Source organism: Clostridium zhoujianii, assembly GCF_051590805.1.
GTDB lineage: Bacteria > Bacillota > Clostridia > Clostridiales > Clostridiaceae > Clostridium.
On record NZ_JBPUTF010000001.1, the window covers coordinates 1,997,934 to 2,015,785 of the forward strand.

A 17,852-nucleotide genomic window follows, 5' to 3' on the forward strand; every position below is an offset into this window, starting at 1 on the left:
TTAGGAATAATTGTTTCCTTCCAACTCTTCTTATCCTTTTTCTTTATATTATCTATACTAAAATTCTATTCCTTTTCTAGCAGGTACACCTTTTTCATAATAATGTTTAATCATTTTCATCTCTGTAACAAGATCTGCCCTCTCAACCAGATATTCTGGTACATTTCTTCCTGTCATTATAATCTCTATATTCTCCTTATTTATATCAAGAATATGACATGCCTCTTCTTTAGTCAAAAATCCATTAGAAAGAACACCCATTATCTCATCTATAATAAGTACATCACATTTCTTTGTCTCAATGGTTTCTATAATAAATTTATATGCTTCTTTTATTTCTTTTTTTAGTTCCTCAATTTCTTCTGGTTTTAGATTCCAAACAAAATCCTTTGGTTTTTCAAATCTAAATATTTTAAAATTAGGTATCTTTTTAACTGTCTCTAGTTCCCCTGTGACACCACCTTTTAAAAATTGAACCATATATACCTCTAAATCATTACCAGCGGCTCTAATGCCCTGTCCTATGGCTGCAGTAGTCTTTCCTTTTCCATCTCCAGTATATATTTGTATCATATGTACACTCCTTTCATATATTTTATAGTATATACTACTTTTATAAAATTTTCTGCAAAATTTCTTTCTTTTAATAATAATTATAATTGTAAAATTAATTTTAAGAGGTAATTAATATGGATTATAATCTTTCTGACCCTTATGAATTAGCAAGATTTATAAAAGAATCTAAAAAATCTACACCTATAAAAGTATACATTAATGGGGATTTAAGTGAAGCTAATTTAAGTAGTACTGAATGGTATGGATCTGATTCTTTCTATATTTTGATAGGAGAATGTGACATCATTACAGAGATAATTCTTAATAACAAACACCTAATAAAGCACTTTAGAATTGAAAATGATAGACGAAATTCCGCTGTTCCTATGTTAGATTTTTTAGAAATTGATGCTCGGATAGAACCAGGAGCTATTATTCGTAGTTTGGTTAAAATAGGTAGAAATGCTGTAATTATGATGGGAGCTATCATTAATATAGGTGCTGAAATTGGTGAAGGCACTATGATAGATATGAATGCGGTTATTGGAGCTAGGGGGCGAATTGGGAAAGGAGTTCATATTGGTGCAGGTGCAGTAATTGCTGGTGTATTAGAACCTCCTAGCTTATCCCCTTGTGAAATAGGTGATAATGTAATGATTGGTGCTAATGCAGTAATTCTTGAAGGTGTCAAGATTGGTGAGGGCTCTGTTGTTGCTGCTGGATCTATAGTTACTAAGGATGTTCCAAAAGGTATGGTAGTTGCTGGTGTTCCTGCAAAAATAATTAAAGCGGTAGATGAACAAACTAAGAATAAAACAGAATTATTAGATGATTTAAGAAAGTAGTACATAAAACATATATTTTGGCCCATAATTTTAAGAGGCAGCCTTTTACTGGCCGCCTCTTTAGAAGTTTATTCTTGTGTGGTTTTTACTACTTCATCTTATACTGTTTTATATAGGATATATTTTATACTGCGCCTTCCTCATCATGAGATGCAGTCTCTTCTTTATTTACCTTTTCCATTTTAGAAATAGAAACTTCATAAGCTACTTTTTTAATTACTTCCGTATCAGATACCTTCTTTTGGTATTCTCTACTTTGTAATCTACCCCATACCCTTATATTATCCCCTACACTTAAAGTTTGGCAAAATCTAGAGTTTCTTCCCCATGCAATAGTTGGAATATAATCTGATTTATTGTAAGCTCTGTTAACAGCTAATAATACATCTGCGATCTCTCTTCCAAAAGGAGTTGTTCTATATACTGGCTCCTTACATATGAATCCATCTAAATATATTTCATTTGGATTCTTACTTCTTTCAATACATGGTTCAATGTTTCTTGCAAAAACAGTCAATATTAATTTATTTGACCCATCCATAAACTTATTATAAGACCTTAGTTGACCATCAACTATTATATCTTTACCAATAGCTAGATCTAACTCACTTAATAATCTTTCTGACACAGTAATATTTAAAAAATCAACTGAATCACTTAATCTCATAACCTCTAAATTGAAGCTATAAAATCCTTCACCATACATTTCATGACTAAACTCTAATTCCGATGCTACCTTACCTTCAAGGTATATCTTGTTATTTAACATTAAATTATCCATTGTAACCCCTCTCTCCCTTAGTAATAATTTAATTAAAATAAAGAAGTCCCCACAAGTACACATTTCCATTATAATACATTAAATGCTCCATTTTCAATATAAATTAGAATTATTTTCTATGTTGTACACCATTTGGGTCTATATACCCTTCTTCTTGGTAAATTAATTCACTAACTGTCACAAATTTATACCCTTCATCTGTCAGTTCCTTAAGTAACCTCTCTAAATTTTTTGGAGTATATTTTGCATTATTATGAAAAAGTAAAATTGATCCTGGTTTAATGTTCTTCTTTATTCTATTGTACTCTATTTCTTCTCCTTGCTGTTTCCAGTCCACAGAATCAACATCCCATTGAATAGGTACATATCCTTCACTCTTTACTGTTCTATATGATTGCTTATTATAATCTCCACTAGGAAACCTGAACAGCCTTGGCTTTTTGCCTGTGTACTTTTCAATAGTTTCATCAGTCTTTCTAAGCTCTTCTTTTATTCTTTCTTCTCCTATGCTGCTAAAACTAGGGTGTTTATAGCTATGGTTTCCTATTTCATTCCCCCTTTCATCAATAGCTTTTAGTTTTGTAACATTATCTTCACTATAGTTTACCCACCCCCCCATAATAAAGAATGTTCCCTTAACATTATATTTGTTCAGAGTATCTAATATGCTGTAGATGTAATCATTTTCCGCCCAATTTATATCAAAAGTTAAGGCTGATACCTTTTCCTCCTTATCAACTGAAAATATTGGTACTTCCACAACTTCACTCATAGTTAGAACACTATTGTTCTCTCTAAAAATAAATGATCCTCCCATAAGGCTTAATAGCAACCCTATAGATAAAAATTTTCTAATCCTGTTCCACCTCACATCCTTAGACTCCCATCATTACTATCTATAAATTTATATTCACTTATACTTTTTTTATGATATAATAATCATATACTTTCACCGGAGATGGAGGTTTAAGAATGTTTGAAAATACAGCAGAATTAGCTGAAAATAAACTTTTGGTATTGTATATTCTAAAGGCTTTAAAAAGGCCTATATCAAATACACAGCTAACAGAGATTGTTCTTGAAAATAATTTAATTAATTATTTCACACTTCAACAGTACATAAGTGAGCTTGAGATAGCAGAATTTATATATTACGAAGAAGTAGAGGAAAAAAGACTTTTAACAATGACAAAAAAAGGAGAAAATGTTCTTTCCTTCTTTAAGGATAGAATTTCTCCTTCTAAAATTTCTATTCTTGATAGCTACATAAAAGAAAAAATTGAGCTTATCAAAAAGGAACTAACTATTCAAAGTGATTACACTATTGGTGCAAATGATAGTTTTTTAGTAGATCTTAAAGCTCTTGAAGATGGATCACCTTTAATGGACTTGAAAATATCTGTTCCTACAAAGAAACAAGCAATATCCCTTTGTAGTAAATGGCAGGAAAATCCTTCAGATATTTATAATAAAATAGTTAGTTTATTGTTTAATGATAATCCTCAATAATGATCATGGCATTAGGCTCCTTGCCTACTGCTATGGTCTTTATTTTTTGTTCTTTCAAATTTAATCCTTTAATTTTTCCACTTAAATAATCACCAATAAAAATAGTATCTTTATATTTTACTACTCCCCTTGGCATTCCACCTAAAAACATTCTTTTTAATTCTTTCATAGATTTAATATCTACTATACTAATTGAACCCTCAGTAAAATTAGTAATGTATAATCTCCCCTCTTCTTCCCACATATCTACTGGTGTTAATCCTACCTTTATCCGACTTATTGTTTTATAGTTTTCTGTTGAAATAACATTAATATATCCTTCAACTTCATAACCTAAGTAGCTCTCACAGATGTACAGCATTTTATTATCTTTAGAAAGTAAAATCTTTGTTGGGTACTCTGGTGCCTTTATTTTCTCTATTACTTTATTACTTATAGAATCCACAATTGAAACAGAATGTCCTTCCATGTTACTAACATAGACTCTTTTTGCTTTCTCATCAATAGCTACGCTATGTGGAAATTCTTCTAAAGAAATTTCAAAAATTATTTTTTCATTAATCATATCCATTATTAGTAATGAATTTGACTCACCACAGGCAATATATCCTTTATCATCATAAATTTTAATGTCATTAGGATGTGCGCCTACGTACAAATTCTTAGTTTCTTTATAATTAGAAAGACTAACTACAGATATACTATTACTATAGTTATTAGTAGTAATAATGTTACCCTTGTAAAAATATATCCCATGAGGTCCAACAGGCTTTTCTCCTAAATCTAAAGGTAAATGTTTAACTGAGTAATCATCTAAGGAAACCTTACTTATAGTATCTCCAGCTGTGTTACATACAATTATTGACTTCATTATAACAACCCTCCTTTAGGAAAACCTTACTGTACTTATAGTGTATGTACAATATGAGTTAATGGGACAACTTTCGTCATAATCTTTTCCTTTATTTATATCCCTATTCAATATATAATGTATATGATAATCTGACATCTTTAGAGGAGGTATAATTATGAATAATTATAAAACAAAGGGGACATGCTCTACTGAAATTAACTTTGAAATAGAGAATGATGTAATAAAGAAAGTTGACTTTGTAAGAGGTTGCTCTGGAAATCTACAAGCTATCTCAAGCTTGGTTGCTGGTATGAAGGTTGATGACGCAATTGGTAAACTTGAAGGAATTGATTGCAAAAGTAAGGGAACATCATGCCCAGACCAACTTGCTAAGGCTCTAAAAGAATGGAAAGCTAATAACTAAAAGTGTACATAACTTTTAAACAGTATAAATAACTATAACTATTATGTAATTTTTAAAAGGACACTCATATATCTTTTCAGGTTTCCTAGTTCTTTCCCTATAAAACCTTCCAAGATATATGAGTATCCTTTTTTATTTAACAGATCTACTTATTAATTCTCTTATTTTTTTTCTCATATCTCCAATCATATATAATGAGCCACTTATTAATACTAAATCATCTTCCTCTGCTTCTAGTAAGACCCTCTCTAATGCTTCATCATAACTTTCCAAGGCTATACAATTATTATTGTAGATTTCTACTTCTTTCTTTAAATCTTCACATAATTCAGCTCTATCACTATGTGGTGTAAGGGCATATACCCTCTTTGCCATTGGCGTAATTACTTTTATCATATCCTTTACCTGTTTATCTGCTAGTATTCCTAATAATAAATAAATATTTTTATACTTAAAATACCTTTCTACATTTTCTTTTAACATCTTAATTCCTTGAATATTATGGGCTCCATCAATAACTATCATAGGATTCCTATCCATAATTTCAAGCCTTCCAATCCACTTAACTTTATATATTGAATCTGCAATTTCTTCGTTTTTTATTTCTAACCCTTCTATATCACATATTAACTCATAAGCTCTCAAAGCTACTAATAAATTTGTGATTTGATGTTCTCCCAATAATGGAAGTTTTATATTATATACTCCACTCTCTCTTTCTATTTCTACTAGTTGATATATCTTACCTTCATCAACTACTCCTAAGAACCTACCTTTTGATTTATCTATAACATCTAGTTTACTGCTCATTTCTTTAGCTTTTTTTTCTATAACCTTAAAAGCTTCTTCTTCCTGAGGATAAATAACAACTGGTATATTACTTTTTATTATACCTGCTTTTTCACTTGCTATTTCCCCCAAGGTATTCCCAAGAATGTTAGTATGGTCAAAACTAATAGATGTTATAACACTTAAAATTGGTCTTATAACATTTGTAGAATCTAGTCTCCCTCCAAGACCAACCTCTATTACCCCATAATCAACATTTTCTTCATAAAAATATAAAAACATCAAACAAGTAATAACTTCGAACTCAGTTGGATGACTATAACCTTCTGCTATAACTTTATCTACAGCATCTTTCAACTTATCCATTAATATTCCAAGTTTATCTTTAGGTATATTAAGTCCATTTATCTGAATTCTCTCCTCAAATTCTTCAAGAAAAGGTGATGTATACATTCCTACCTTAAAACCTTTTCCCCTAAGTAAAGATGTAATTATTGCAGTAGTAGAGCCTTTTCCATTTGTTCCAGCAACATGTATTAGCTTTATTTTTTCTTGTGGATTATCTAATATTTCTAATATCCTATACGTTCTTTCAAGTCCATAGTTAGATCCAAAATTCCCAACTTTATGTATATATTCCATTGCTTCTTCATATCTCATATAATCATCCTATCTTTCTGTAAAATCTATACTAATTATAAGACAAAGAAGAAATAGAAACAAGTAATAGTGGAATATGCAAAAGAGCTTTCATATAGATGAAAGCTCTTTTTACATACTAAGATTATATAGTCCCATATTTATTATTTTTGACTATCTTAACTTCTAAATACTACTTCTTCTCTAGAGAACATTACCTTAGCAGCAAGAACTGATAGTCCTACATATCCTATTTGCCAAGCTAATACTATTAATATATGTTGTGTATCAAATATTCCAACCATAAATTCCTTCATTAAACAAACTGAATTTGCTATTGGTAAGTGGAAAAATAATGCATTCATATTCTTAACATCTAAAAACATCGGTACGAATGATAATAACATTGTTGGCATTAAAATACCTGATAAATAGGTATTAGCTTCTTTAGTACTTCTTGCAAATATACTAATACACATTTGTATAGCGCAAATAGCAACTATTAAAAACATACATATTATCATGATCAATACAATTGCCTTACCTGTTAAGGATATAGTTAACTCTTGTCCACCTGATAAGTCCGCCACATATCCCTTAAATGCTATCCATAAGGAAATCATACTTGCTATTAAGGTTATGGTTCCTATTATACATAAACTCGTAATTTTACCCCATAATAATGAATTTCTATTTCCTGATGTAGATAAAAGTGGCTCAAAGGTATTTTTCTCCTTTTCACCTGCTCCCATTTCAGCAGCTAGCCCCATTGTTGGTGATAATAATAATAGTACAACCATACTTGGAAGCATCCCTAATACATATGTGCCAATAGAGTTAATCTCACCATCTTTACTAACTCCTGATTTTATATCTAGGTTAAATGGTGTAAGTATATCTTTATTTATTCCTTCTTTAGCTAACCTTCCTTCAACTATCTGCTTACTATATAAATCATAAATTTCTTTTACAATACTTGATGCCGCAGTAGATTTATTTGATTCATCATCAATTAATATCTCAATATTCTTAACTTCACCATTTAATAAAGCTGTATCAAAACCTTCTGGAATATTGACTATTAATTGAATATCTCCGCTCTTAAGTGCTTCCTTTGGATCATCTAACTCATCAATTTTAATAGCTTCTTGTCCTTTTAATAATCCTGCTATTGAGGATTCCTTGTCTCCTTCAATTACTACCCTAATTTCTTTTTTTGCATCATCTACTGAGCTTTTCATTGAAATTGACATTATCTTAAACATAACTGGATAAATAAGAATAGGTAATAATATTGTAAAAGCTAAGGTTTTCCTATCTCTAATTATATCCGTTAATTCTTTCTTAATTACAGTAAAAAAACTATTCAATATTTCCACCTCCAATTAATGAAACAAATACATCTTCTAAATCATCATTGTTATACTTCTTCTTAAGTTCCTGGATTGTACCTTCCTCTATTAGCTTACCCTTATGAATTATAACAACTCTATCACAAAGTTTTTCTACCTCTGTCATTGAATGACTTGAAAATAGTATAGTTTTATTATCGGTCTTACATTTTCTAATAAATTCATGTATTACTCTCGTTGCACCTACGTCAAGACCTGTACTTGGCTCGTCCAATAACATTACAGAAGGATTATGAACAATAGAACGAGAAATTGAAACCTTCTGCTTCATTCCTCTTGAAAACTTCCCGACTCTTTTATTTATATATTCAACCATTCCAAAATCAGCAGCTAATTCATCAATTCTTCTATTTGCTTCATCATCTGTCATACCAAATAAATTAGCAAAATACCTAATATTTTCTCTTCCTGTAAGCCTATCATAAAGACCTACATCTCCACCAAACAATATTCCTATTTCCCCTCTAACCTTATCTGGCTCTTTTGCTGCATCATAATCATTTACCTTAACTTCACCTTCTGATATCTTTAGCATAGTTGATATCATTCTTAGTGTTGTAGTTTTTCCTGCTCCATTTTCTCCAAGTAAACCAACAATTTCTCCTTGATTAACTTTAAATGAAATATTATCAACAACAGTTGTATCCTTAAATTTCTTTGTTAAGTTCTTTACTTCTAGCAAATCTACCCCTCCTAAATAAAACCATATCTGTTTTATTAAAATACAATTTAAATATTTACATAATAAAATTATCTTACTACATGAAATTTTCACTGTCAAATTAATCCAAAATCACTTTCATAAATAAAAGGACTAGCGTCTCAAAATACTAGCCCTTATTTTGCATATTAATTATTTAACTTCTGTATCCACTAAGTAAGCTGCTACTGCAGATCCAGTAACATTAGTCATAGTTCTCATCATATCTATTATAACATCTATACCAAGAACTATTGCTAACCCCTCAATAGGTAAACCTAATGTGGTTAGTATAAGTGTAGTGGACATAGTTGCTGCACCTGGAACTCCTGCTATGCCTACAGATCCTATTATTATTGTTATTATTAATAATATATAATGACTCATGGTTAGTTCAATTCCAAAAACATTTGCTACAAATACAGCAACCATAGCTGGATAAACTCCACCACAACCATTCATCCCTATAGTTGATCCTAAAGAAGCTACAAAACTTGCTATACTGCTTGATACGCCAGCATTTTCTTCTAATGTTTCAATAGTAACAGGTAGTGTACCAAAGCTACTTTGGGTTGTAAAAGCAACAACTTGAGCTGGATATATAGCTTTAAAGAATTTAAAAGGATTCTTCCTCTTTATAAATACTATTAATCCGCTATGAACTACAAGTATTTGGAATACTAAGGCTGCATATACAGCTATAATAAACTTTGCAAGCGGCATAAATGTACTTATACCATTTTTTGCTGCTACAGATGACATTAATGCAAATACCCCATAAGGTGTAAGCTTTAATATAAGCTTAGTAATTCTAATAAATATAGTGCTAAGAGAATTAATTAAATCCTTAAAAGGTTTAACCTTTTCCTTATTTCTTTTTTCTTCTATTATAATAGCGAAGGCTATAAATAATGAGAATATTATTACAGGTATTATCTTTCCATCAGCCATAGCTTTTATAGGGTTATATGGTAACATGTCATTAAAAACTTCTGCAAAACCTGGTACATCTTTTTGTACAAATTCTGCTGCACCCTCAAAGGATATTCCCTCTCCCACCTTGAAAATGTTCCCAAATACAATTCCTACAATACCTGCTATACCAGTTGTTCCAAGTAATATAGTTAATGCTTTAAGTCCCATTGTTTTTAGCTTATTTGTATCTTCTAACTTTGAAATACTACTTATTAATGATACCATTACTAGTGGTATTACTACCATCCTAACTAATGCTATATATGCTTTTCCAATTGGTTCAGCTATAAGTGCGCTTTCCTTAAAAATAAATCCAAAACTTATCCCGAGTCCTAATGCTACTAATGTTCTAACTGGAAAGCTAACCCTCTTCTTCTTTAAAAAATAAAGACCTCCTAAGGCTATTAATCCTACAATAATAGCTATCACTAATTCAATATTAACCTTCATTCTTATTCCTCCACCTTATCATCTGTACCTATATATTTCCCTAATTTCTCAGGAAATATTTAATTCCTAGTAATTTACTACGAATAGAAGTATAATAGATTTTATTATCCTTGTCAAATCAATATGTATATTGAAAATCTTTTCAAATTCCTTACTTCCACATAATAATTTTTTCATAAATAATAGACCTAGAAACTAATCTAAGCCTATTATTTATTCCTATATCTACTTAAGAGCCTTTATTCTACTTTCAACAGCTTCAAGCATTTCAACATACTTTTCTCTCTTAGCTTTCTCAGCATCAACTACTGCTGCTGGAGCTTTTGCTACGAAGCCTTGATTACCTAACTTCTTATCTATTCTTTCTATTTCACTATTAAGTTTTTTAACTTCTTTATTTAATCTTTCTAATTCTTTCTCCTTATCAACTAGATCAAGTAGGGGCATGAATAATTCTCCGCCCTTAACTACTAGGGATACAGCATTTTCAGGAACTTCTTTAGTGTCATTTATAAACTCAACTTCTGAAGCTGATGCTAGTTTTTCCATATATGCAGCACCTGCTTTAAATGCAGCCTTTGCCTCTTCTCCAATATAGCAAATAACCTTTGCTTTTCTTGAAGGTGGAACATTCATTTCAGCTCTTACATTTCTTAAGCCCTTAATTGCTTCAATTACATATGCCATATCATTTTCAGCTTCTTCATCTACTAAATTTTCTTTAAATTCAGGCCATGCTGACGTTGTAATTGTTTCTTCATCAGTTAAATGAGTGAAGATTTCTTCTGTTATAAATGGCATTACAGGATGTAATAATTTTAATCCAGTAACTAATACAGTATTTAAAACATTATAAACAATTCCCTTTGCCTTCTCATCTTCACCATAGAATACTGGCTTAACTAATTCTATATACCAATCGCAGAATTCTGTCCACATGAAATCATAAACCTTTTGAAGAGCAATACCTAACTCAAACTTATCCATGTTTTCTGTAACTTCTTTAACTAGAGTATTCATCTTTGAAAGAATCCACTTATCTGCTAACGAGTATTCTGTACAATCAACATACTTATTCATTACTTCCTTATCAAGGTTCATCATAACAAATCTTGATGCGTTCCAAATCTTATTAGCAAAGTTTCTTGCCGATTCAACTCTTTCTGGGAAATACCTTATATCATTTCCTGGAGCATTACCAGTTACAAGCATAAATCTTAAAGCATCAGCTCCATAGGTATCTATTACCTCTAATGGATCTACACCATTTCCTAGAGATTTACTCATTTTCTTACCTTCTGAATCTCTTATAATACCATGAATTAATACTGTATCAAAAGGAGTTTCATCCATATTATGAAGTCCTGAGAATATCATTCTAGCTACCCAGAAGAATATGATGTCATATCCAGTAACTAAAGTACTTGTTGGATAGAAGTATTCTAAATCATCTGTTTTATTTGGCCACCCTAAAGTTGAGAAAGGCCATAATGCAGATGAGAACCAAGTATCAAGAACATCATTTTCTTGTTGTAAATTCTCTGAAGAACACTTAGGACAATTACATGGTGTTTCTTCTGCAACTATTATTTCATTACATTCATTACAGTACCAAACTGGGATTCTATGTCCCCACCATAATTGTCTCGAAATACACCAATCTTGAATATTTTCCATCCAGTTGAAATATGTCTTTTCAAATCTTTCTGGAACAAACTTAGTCTTCTTATTCTTAACAACTTCTATAGCTGGTTTTGCTAATGATTCCATTTTAACATACCATTGATTTGAAATTATAGGTTCTACAGTAGTGTTACATCTATCATGTGTACCTACGTTGTGGGTATGAGGTTTAACTTTAACAAGTAATCCTTGTTCCTCTAAATCCTTAACCATAGCTTTTCTAGCTTCATATCTATCTAAACCTTGGTACTTACCGCCTAGTTCATTTATTATACCCTTATCATCCATTACTCTGATTTGCTTTAATCCATGTCTCATACCAACTTGGTAATCATTCGGATCATGAGCAGGTGTTATTTTAACTGCACCAGTTCCAAATTCTATGTCAACATAATCATCTGCTATTATTGGAATCTCTCTATCACATAATGGTAATATTAAATTCTTTCCTATTAAATGCTTAAATCTTTCATCATTTGGATTAACAGCAACTGCAGTATCTCCAAGTAATGTCTCTGGTCTAGTTGTTGCAATTTCTAAAGCTCCTGATCCATCAGCTAATGGATAGTTTATATGCCAGAAGAATCCATCTTGTTCTTCATATTCTATCTCCGCATCTGATAATGCCGTTTGACACTTAGGACACCAGTTAGTAATTCTATTACCTCTATATATTAACCCTTCATTATAAAGCTTAACAAACACATGCTTTACTGCCTTATCTAAGTTGTCATCCATTGTAAATGCTTCTCTAGTAAAATCAGCTGAAACACCCATTTTCTTTAATTGAACTCTTATTTTTTCTCTATACTCGTCAGTCCACTTCCAAACTTCATCTAAGAAAGCTTCTCTTCCCATTTCTTTTTTATCTAGACCCTTTTGAGCTAATTCATTTGCGACCTTAACCTCTGTTGCAATTGAAGCGTGGTCTTCTCCTGGTAACCATAGTGTACAGAAACCTTGCATTCTCTTAAATCTAATAAGCATATCTTGAAGTGTATTATCAAGTGCATGACCTAAATGAAGCTTACCAGTTATATTTGGTGGTGGCATAACTATTGAATAGGGCTTTTTACTCTTATCTACAACTGGAGTAAAATACTTATTCTCTTCCCATGTATGATAAATTCTATCCTCAAATTCTTTAGGATTATAGGTAGTTGATAGTTCTTTGTTTTCTAACATTCTATTTCCTCCTCTATGTTGATCATTAATTTTATACAATAAAAAAGAGCCTTCAGTCCAAAAAGGACGAAGACTCGCGGTACCACCTTTATTCCCACCTTAGCATATAACGCCTATGGGCTCTTAATTAAATAACGGTTTAGATAACCGTCTTTAGCTACTACTACTTCGCTAAAGAAGCTCAAAAGCTACCTTCAAAACCTTACATATAAGGGCTTACACCTATTCCCTCTCTCTAAAATACTTGGGGTCTTTACTCCTCTTTCTCACTGCCATTAAAATATTAATTTCTTTCATAATATATTATTATTCTTTTTTTGTCAATGTGCCTAATTGTTTTTTTATAAATGAACTATGAGCATACTTCTATCTATTTAACCTCAACTATTAATCCTTCTAATTTACCTAACTCCTCACTAGCTCCTATTGCAACAATTATATCATTAGGACTGATTAAATCATCTGCCGAAGGAGTTAGATTTATTTCATTTTCCTTCTTAATAGCCATTATGTTAATTCCATATTTACTTCTTAATTTTATATCTCTTAATGGTTTATTAGCCCACTCTTCTAAAACCTTTATCTCCATTATGCTATATTCTGGTGATAACTCTATATAGTCAAGAATGCTTGCCGATACTAAATTATGTGCTACCCTAACTCCCATATCCTTTTCAGGTAACACTACCCTATCTGCACCTATTTTAGTAAGTACCTTTGCATGTATCTCACTATTCCCCTTTGCTACTATGTACTTAACCCCAAACTCCTTTATTAATAAAGTTGCCATTATACTTGATTGAATATTAGCTCCAATAGTAACTACTCCTACATCAAAGTTTCTTAATCCCAATGTTCTTAAAGCATTTTCATCTGTAGCATCCATCTGAACTGCATGAGTTACACTATCTGCTATTTCTTGAACTAAATCCTCATCTTTATCTATAGCTAAAACATCATTTCCTAGGGAATATAATGTTTTTGCAACTGACGTCCCAAACCTACCTAGACCTATTACTACAAACTGTTTCTTTTTCATATATTTTCCTCCTACCCAATTAGTACCTTACCTTCAGGATATTTATAACAAGATTTTTTTCTTCTATTAGCTAGTGCAAGGACTACGGTAAGTGGTCCTACTCTGCCTAAGTACATTGTTATAATAACTATTATTTTACCTACTACACTTAATCTTTGAGTTACACCTGTAGTCAATCCAACTGTTCCAAATGCAGATGTAGATTCATATAAAAGAGAGATAAATGATTCATCTGGCTCTGTTATTGAAAGGACCATAGTTACAAACATAACTAATGACATTCCTATAAATAATACTGAAAAAGCTTTATATACAAGTTCCTTAGAAAATCTTCTTCCAAAAATCTCTGTGTCTTCTCTTCCCTTAATAACTGAAATAACAGTAAATATTATTATTCCAAGAGTTGTTGTCTTAAGTCCCCCTGCTGTTGATCCTGGTGATCCACCAATAAACATAAGTAGAATGGTTACAAACTTACCAGCCATAGTCATTCCATCTGTTGAAATACTATTTACCCCAGCTGTTCTAGGACTTGTTGATGCTACTATTGAATTTACTACCTTATCTTTAAGATTCATTGGTGCTAAAGTTTCCGGATTATTATATTCAAGTAATAATATAAATACTGCTCCTCCAACTATTAATATTGCTGTTATTAATAATACAACCTTCGAATGAAGAGATAATTTCTTTTTTCCCTTATAGTTGTATATTTCAAGTAATACGGTAAATCCTAATCCTCCAATAGCAATTAAAGCACTAACAGTTAGTAATATCACTGCATTATTATAATAACCCGTATAACTTGTAAAATTTCCAAATAGATCAAATCCTGCATTACAAAAACTAGATACAGAATGGAATATACTATAAAACAAACCTTTTTTAAATCCAAACTCAGGAATTAATTGAGTTGATAACAGTAATGCACCACCAATTTGTATTGCAAATGTAAATCCCATAACATACTTGACCATTTTTACAAGACCTTGAATACTAAATGTATTCATTGCCTCTTGCATAATCAATCTATTTTTTAATGTTATCTTTTTACCAAATAAAATAGCTATAAAAGTTGCAAAGGACATAAATCCTAAGCCCCCTATTTCTATAAGTAACATTATAATAACTTGCCCAAATAAACTCCAATGAGTACCTGTATCTAATGTGACTAATCCAGTAACGCAGGTAGCAGAGGTAGCTGTAAATAATGAATCTAGGAAATTAGTACTTTCCCCACTACTAGATGATATAGGTAAACTTAGTATAAATCCTCCAATAAAAATCAATATAACAAATCCTATTGCTAATATTTGAACTTCATTTAATTTAATCTTTCTTCTACTCCATTGCTTTTGCATACTTCCCCCTAAGGATATAATAAACCCCAACTTCATATTAAGTTGGAGCCCTATTATTTTTAAATTTTAGATTTTTTATATCTTAAAGACCTATTTATTACTCCCATTATATTAACATAACTTATAATGAATATGGTAATAAGCATTTGAACAATTTGTAAACTTTCTTTTAATTATACCATAGAAAAAAAAGCTGGCTTAACCAACTTTTTTTATTTATATATTCATAATTAATCTATAGGGGTTTTAATTAGTTTATTTCCATTCATAGATACAATTCCTTTTGAGTAACCTTGGACAAATTCCCCCTCATAATTAATTCTTTTATCTGAGATGAGCTCTACCACCTTATTATCTTTTTTGTAATTTACATATACTTTACCAGAATAATCTACTTGAATATCCTCCTTCTCTACTGGTTCTGAGAGCTTTAACTCATTCCATTTTCTCTCAGACTCCGATAAAACACAATATAATATTCTTTTAACCTTCCCTTCTACTATTTCTCCAAAATATACATTATCATTTATATCTGAGCCTAATATTGCTGCTTTTTTAGTATTGGGAATCAATATATTGCCCGAACTATCTAATATAGTTATTTTAGAGTCTAATTCCATAACTAATTTACTACTAGTTGCTGGTACTACCATATCCCCAATATTCTTATTGCTTCTCACCTTCTCTATCTGATTCATAATATTAGAATAATACAAATCTGACTTACCACTGCTTTTCTTTACTTTTATATAAAGACTATGAGTTATATTGGAAAATACTGCACTATCTATTTTATCCCATTTATTTTCTAACTTAATTCTTACATCCTTCATATCAAAATCAGATAATTCTCGTACCTCACCTTTTTTAGCACTAAATGATATAGGTTCAAAATAATATCCATTCTTCTCCTTTATTTTCTGTACTATAAGTATACTATCTTCATTACTAAGCCACTTATAAAATACTACTTCTCCCATGCTTTCAACTTCTTTCTCTATGTCCTCAGTACTATCTAATACCTTTATCTTATTATTATCTAAATAGGCAATATATCTCCCAGTTGATGATACCTTAATCCCATCTATACTTTCTCTTATACTGACTTCTAACTTTCCTTCCTTACTTCCTCGGTCTGTAACTTCTTTTACATTTAACTCTTTATCTGGCTTTAAATATATCTTTTCTATGTATAGAAATACTACCTGTTGCAATACTACTGCTATAGTAGTCCAAATCAATATTTTTTTATACTTCCTCATAAATAAATCCTCACTAATACTCATTTAATTTCTTAACTGTTCATTTATATCTATTACTCAACATAAAAGGCTGTAGCAACTGTTCTCTCTCCATCCCAAGCATTTGGAGAATTAATAACTTCTCCTTCATAATACAATGTTGATGAGTAGCCTCCATCCAGTGCTCTTGCATTAATTGCACCTCTCTCCATCATAATTTCTTGAACATCATATAAACTAGCTCCTGGCATTGATACCTTTCTACCATCTATAACCAAAAATATTATTGTACCATCTGCTTTTTGTCCCATTGCAGTTCTTGGATTAAGTCCATCTTCTAATGGATTACTTATTTTCCTAACTCCATCAATAATAATGTTAGGTCTTCGAAAGCACATAGCTTCTTGTATATTATACTTACTCTTAAGTTCCTTGAGACTATGATCACCTACAACTAATTTTCCATCTTTCGATATTCCCACAACATTCTCAATAGTATTTTCATCATAACCACCTTTAGGATATATGACCTCTCCACCAGCTACTACAAATCCACCTGGTTCTGCTCCAGTACCTGCATATAATGTTCCCTCAGCGGAATTGTCAACAAATGATCCTCCATTTATTGCTACGATAGCATTATTTTCTTCTGCCATCTCGCTTGTCCTCTGGCCCCTTTTACCTAAATATTTAGTCATTGCTACCTTAACAGCAAAGGGATTTTTTATTTCAATTATATGAGCATCATATCTAGGCTTATTTATAGTAAATTCCTTTATCTCATCGCTCCCCCTATACTTTACATTTATCATATCCAAATCCTGACTAATTTCCTCATCAACAACTTTTCCATCAATTCCTTGAAATCTATTTAAGACTTCCTCTGAAAATAAATCTGTTAATAAATATCTATGCCTTGTGCCAAGAAGTGTTGAAATAAAAACCTTTCTTGTGTTTTTGTATGGTCCATAAAAAAATAAAACTGGTGTTGTTATTAGTAAAAATACAAATATATATAATATTCCTTTAATAACTTCTAACTTTTTCTTCTTTTTACGATTCCCTTGTTTCATAAATCCCTCCATTTTAAATTTACAATATTTAACTATGTAATATATTATAACCACTTATTCCCAACTTAATAGTTACATAAGTATTACTTTTATTTTACAAATATATTTATCCATTTTGCACAATATAAAAAGAGCAATATCAAATAAAATTGATATTGCTCTTTCTTCTAAGTTAATCCTATTAGATTTTGAAATCTGTAGGGTCATAAACCTTAGCCTTAGGCTCTCCAAAGACAGCTTTAACACTTTCTTTTTGAGGATTATGATTTACTCCCTTTTTCTTGTGGTTGTTTTTACCCATTAGAATCACCTCAAATATAGGTTGTTCCAATTTCTTA

General features: G+C 30.9%; 17 protein-coding genes and 1 other annotated feature. Of the genes, 3 read left to right on the top strand and 14 right to left on the bottom strand.

What is annotated here, in order from left to right:
- Positions 1-57 precede the first annotated feature (57 nt).
- Positions 58-573 (bottom strand): cob(I)yrinic acid a,c-diamide adenosyltransferase, encoded by a 516-nt coding sequence (locus ACSYT2_RS09405; protein ID WP_430855020.1) that lies wholly within the window; start codon positions 571-573, stop codon positions 58-60.
- Between the two features lie 116 nt (positions 574-689).
- Here ACSYT2_RS09405 and dapD point away from each other — a divergent pair, with 116 nt between their 5' ends.
- Entirely contained in the window at positions 690-1,400 is a 711-nt protein-coding gene (gene dapD, locus ACSYT2_RS09410) for a 2,3,4,5-tetrahydropyridine-2,6-dicarboxylate N-acetyltransferase (protein WP_430855021.1), read from the top strand.
- A gap of 124 nt (positions 1,401-1,524) precedes the next feature.
- Here the strand turns inward: dapD and ACSYT2_RS09415 are convergent, their stop codons facing one another.
- Positions 1,525-2,181: a single-stranded DNA-binding protein gene (locus ACSYT2_RS09415; RefSeq protein WP_430855022.1), complete on the bottom strand. Its 657-nt coding sequence runs from the start codon at positions 2,179-2,181 to the stop codon at positions 1,525-1,527.
- 109 nt (positions 2,182-2,290) lie between these two features.
- A complete protein-coding gene (locus ACSYT2_RS09420; RefSeq protein ID WP_438384583.1) occupies positions 2,291-3,052 on the bottom strand; it encodes a polysaccharide deacetylase family protein in 762 nt (253 codons plus the stop codon).
- Positions 3,053-3,153: 101 nt separating this feature from the next.
- Between ACSYT2_RS09420 and ACSYT2_RS09425 the strand changes: the two genes are divergently transcribed.
- Positions 3,154-3,690, top strand: coding sequence for a DUF4364 family protein (locus tag ACSYT2_RS09425; RefSeq protein WP_430855024.1), 537 nt, complete (start codon positions 3,154-3,156; stop codon positions 3,688-3,690).
- Here the strand turns inward: ACSYT2_RS09425 and ACSYT2_RS09430 are convergent.
- The gene (locus ACSYT2_RS09430) at positions 3,671-4,561 is read right to left on the bottom strand and encodes a YncE family protein (protein WP_438384584.1); all 891 of its coding nucleotides are present in this window, start codon (positions 4,559-4,561) and stop codon (positions 3,671-3,673) included. The two genes, ACSYT2_RS09425 and ACSYT2_RS09430, sit on opposite strands and share 20 nt — an antisense overlap.
- Before the next feature lie 157 nt (positions 4,562-4,718).
- On the opposite strand from ACSYT2_RS09430, the gene ACSYT2_RS09435 reads away from it, so the two are divergent.
- On the top strand, positions 4,719-4,967 hold the full coding sequence (locus ACSYT2_RS09435; RefSeq protein WP_430855026.1) for a TIGR03905 family TSCPD domain-containing protein: 249 nt from the start codon (positions 4,719-4,721) through the stop codon (positions 4,965-4,967).
- Between the two features lie 132 nt (positions 4,968-5,099).
- Here ACSYT2_RS09435 and ACSYT2_RS09440 read toward each other — a convergent pair whose 3' ends face one another.
- The 10 genes from ACSYT2_RS09440 to ACSYT2_RS09485 form a co-directional block, all read right to left on the bottom strand.
- Positions 5,100-6,416 (bottom strand): bifunctional folylpolyglutamate synthase/dihydrofolate synthase, encoded by a 1,317-nt coding sequence (locus ACSYT2_RS09440; protein WP_438384585.1) that lies wholly within the window; start codon positions 6,414-6,416, stop codon positions 5,100-5,102.
- 158 nt (positions 6,417-6,574) lie between these two features.
- Positions 6,575-7,774 (bottom strand): ABC transporter permease, encoded by a 1,200-nt coding sequence (locus tag ACSYT2_RS09445; RefSeq protein WP_438384586.1) that lies wholly within the window; start codon positions 7,772-7,774, stop codon positions 6,575-6,577.
- Positions 7,758-8,489: an ABC transporter ATP-binding protein gene (locus tag ACSYT2_RS09450; protein ID WP_430855029.1), complete on the bottom strand. Its 732-nt coding sequence runs from the start codon at positions 8,487-8,489 to the stop codon at positions 7,758-7,760. Before ACSYT2_RS09450 ends, ACSYT2_RS09445 begins: the two co-directional genes overlap by 17 nt.
- 171 nt (positions 8,490-8,660) lie before the next feature.
- Positions 8,661-9,932, bottom strand: a complete 1,272-nt coding sequence (locus ACSYT2_RS09455; RefSeq protein ID WP_438384587.1) for a dicarboxylate/amino acid:cation symporter — start codon at positions 9,930-9,932, stop codon at positions 8,661-8,663.
- Positions 9,933-10,157: 225 nt separating this feature from the next.
- The gene (locus ACSYT2_RS09460; RefSeq protein WP_430855031.1) at positions 10,158-12,800 is read right to left on the bottom strand and encodes a valine--tRNA ligase; all 2,643 of its coding nucleotides are present in this window, start codon (positions 12,798-12,800) and stop codon (positions 10,158-10,160) included.
- A 59-nt stretch (positions 12,801-12,859) separates the two neighbouring features.
- Positions 12,860-13,079, bottom strand: a binding site (T-box leader).
- A 91-nt stretch (positions 13,080-13,170) separates the two neighbouring features.
- Positions 13,171-13,839: a potassium channel family protein gene (locus ACSYT2_RS09465; protein ID WP_430855032.1), complete on the bottom strand. Its 669-nt coding sequence runs from the start codon at positions 13,837-13,839 to the stop codon at positions 13,171-13,173.
- Between the two features lie 11 nt (positions 13,840-13,850).
- Positions 13,851-15,200, bottom strand: a complete 1,350-nt coding sequence (locus ACSYT2_RS09470) for a TrkH family potassium uptake protein (RefSeq protein WP_430855033.1) — start codon at positions 15,198-15,200, stop codon at positions 13,851-13,853.
- 230 nt (positions 15,201-15,430) lie between these two features.
- Positions 15,431-16,462: a hypothetical protein gene (locus ACSYT2_RS09475; RefSeq protein ID WP_438384588.1), complete on the bottom strand. Its 1,032-nt coding sequence runs from the start codon at positions 16,460-16,462 to the stop codon at positions 15,431-15,433.
- A 53-nt stretch (positions 16,463-16,515) separates the two neighbouring features.
- Positions 16,516-17,514, bottom strand: a complete 999-nt coding sequence (locus ACSYT2_RS09480; protein ID WP_438384589.1) for a phosphodiester glycosidase family protein — start codon at positions 17,512-17,514, stop codon at positions 16,516-16,518.
- Between the two features lie 181 nt (positions 17,515-17,695).
- Positions 17,696-17,815 carry a CPC_1213 family protein gene (locus ACSYT2_RS09485; protein WP_430855036.1) on the bottom strand — a complete coding sequence of 40 codons (120 nt, stop codon included), beginning with the start codon at positions 17,813-17,815 and terminating at the stop codon, positions 17,696-17,698.
- Positions 17,816-17,852 lie beyond the last annotated feature (37 nt).

Excerpts from the sequence above, each read along its gene's own strand:
- ACSYT2_RS09405 (WP_430855020.1), bottom strand. The coding sequence starts at position 573 with ATGATACAAATATATACTGGAGATGGAAAAGGAAAGACTACTGCAGCC.
- ACSYT2_RS09460 (WP_430855031.1), bottom strand. The coding sequence starts at position 12,800 with ATGTTAGAAAACAAAGAACTATCAACTACCTATAATCCTAAAGAATTT.
- ACSYT2_RS09480 (WP_438384589.1), bottom strand. The coding sequence starts at position 17,514 with ATGAAACAAGGGAATCGTAAAAAGAAGAAAAAGTTAGAAGTTATTAAA.
- ACSYT2_RS09425 (WP_430855024.1), top strand. The coding sequence starts at position 3,154 with ATGTTTGAAAATACAGCAGAATTAGCTGAAAATAAACTTTTGGTATTG.
- ACSYT2_RS09465 (WP_430855032.1), bottom strand. The coding sequence starts at position 13,839 with ATGAAAAAGAAACAGTTTGTAGTAATAGGTCTAGGTAGGTTTGGGACG.
- ACSYT2_RS09440 (WP_438384585.1), bottom strand. The coding sequence starts at position 6,416 with ATGAGATATGAAGAAGCAATGGAATATATACATAAAGTTGGGAATTTT.
- ACSYT2_RS09435 (WP_430855026.1), top strand. The coding sequence starts at position 4,719 with ATGAATAATTATAAAACAAAGGGGACATGCTCTACTGAAATTAACTTT.
- ACSYT2_RS09485 (WP_430855036.1), bottom strand. The coding sequence starts at position 17,815 with ATGGGTAAAAACAACCACAAGAAAAAGGGAGTAAATCATAATCCTCAA.
- ACSYT2_RS09455 (WP_438384587.1), bottom strand. The coding sequence starts at position 9,932 with ATGAAGGTTAATATTGAATTAGTGATAGCTATTATTGTAGGATTAATA.
- ACSYT2_RS09415 (WP_430855022.1), bottom strand. The coding sequence starts at position 2,181 with ATGGATAATTTAATGTTAAATAACAAGATATACCTTGAAGGTAAGGTA.
- dapD (WP_430855021.1), top strand. The coding sequence starts at position 690 with ATGGATTATAATCTTTCTGACCCTTATGAATTAGCAAGATTTATAAAA.
- ACSYT2_RS09475 (WP_438384588.1), bottom strand. The coding sequence starts at position 16,462 with ATGAGGAAGTATAAAAAAATATTGATTTGGACTACTATAGCAGTAGTA.
- ACSYT2_RS09430 (WP_438384584.1), bottom strand. The coding sequence starts at position 4,561 with ATGAAGTCAATAATTGTATGTAACACAGCTGGAGATACTATAAGTAAG.
- ACSYT2_RS09470 (WP_430855033.1), bottom strand. The coding sequence starts at position 15,200 with ATGCAAAAGCAATGGAGTAGAAGAAAGATTAAATTAAATGAAGTTCAA.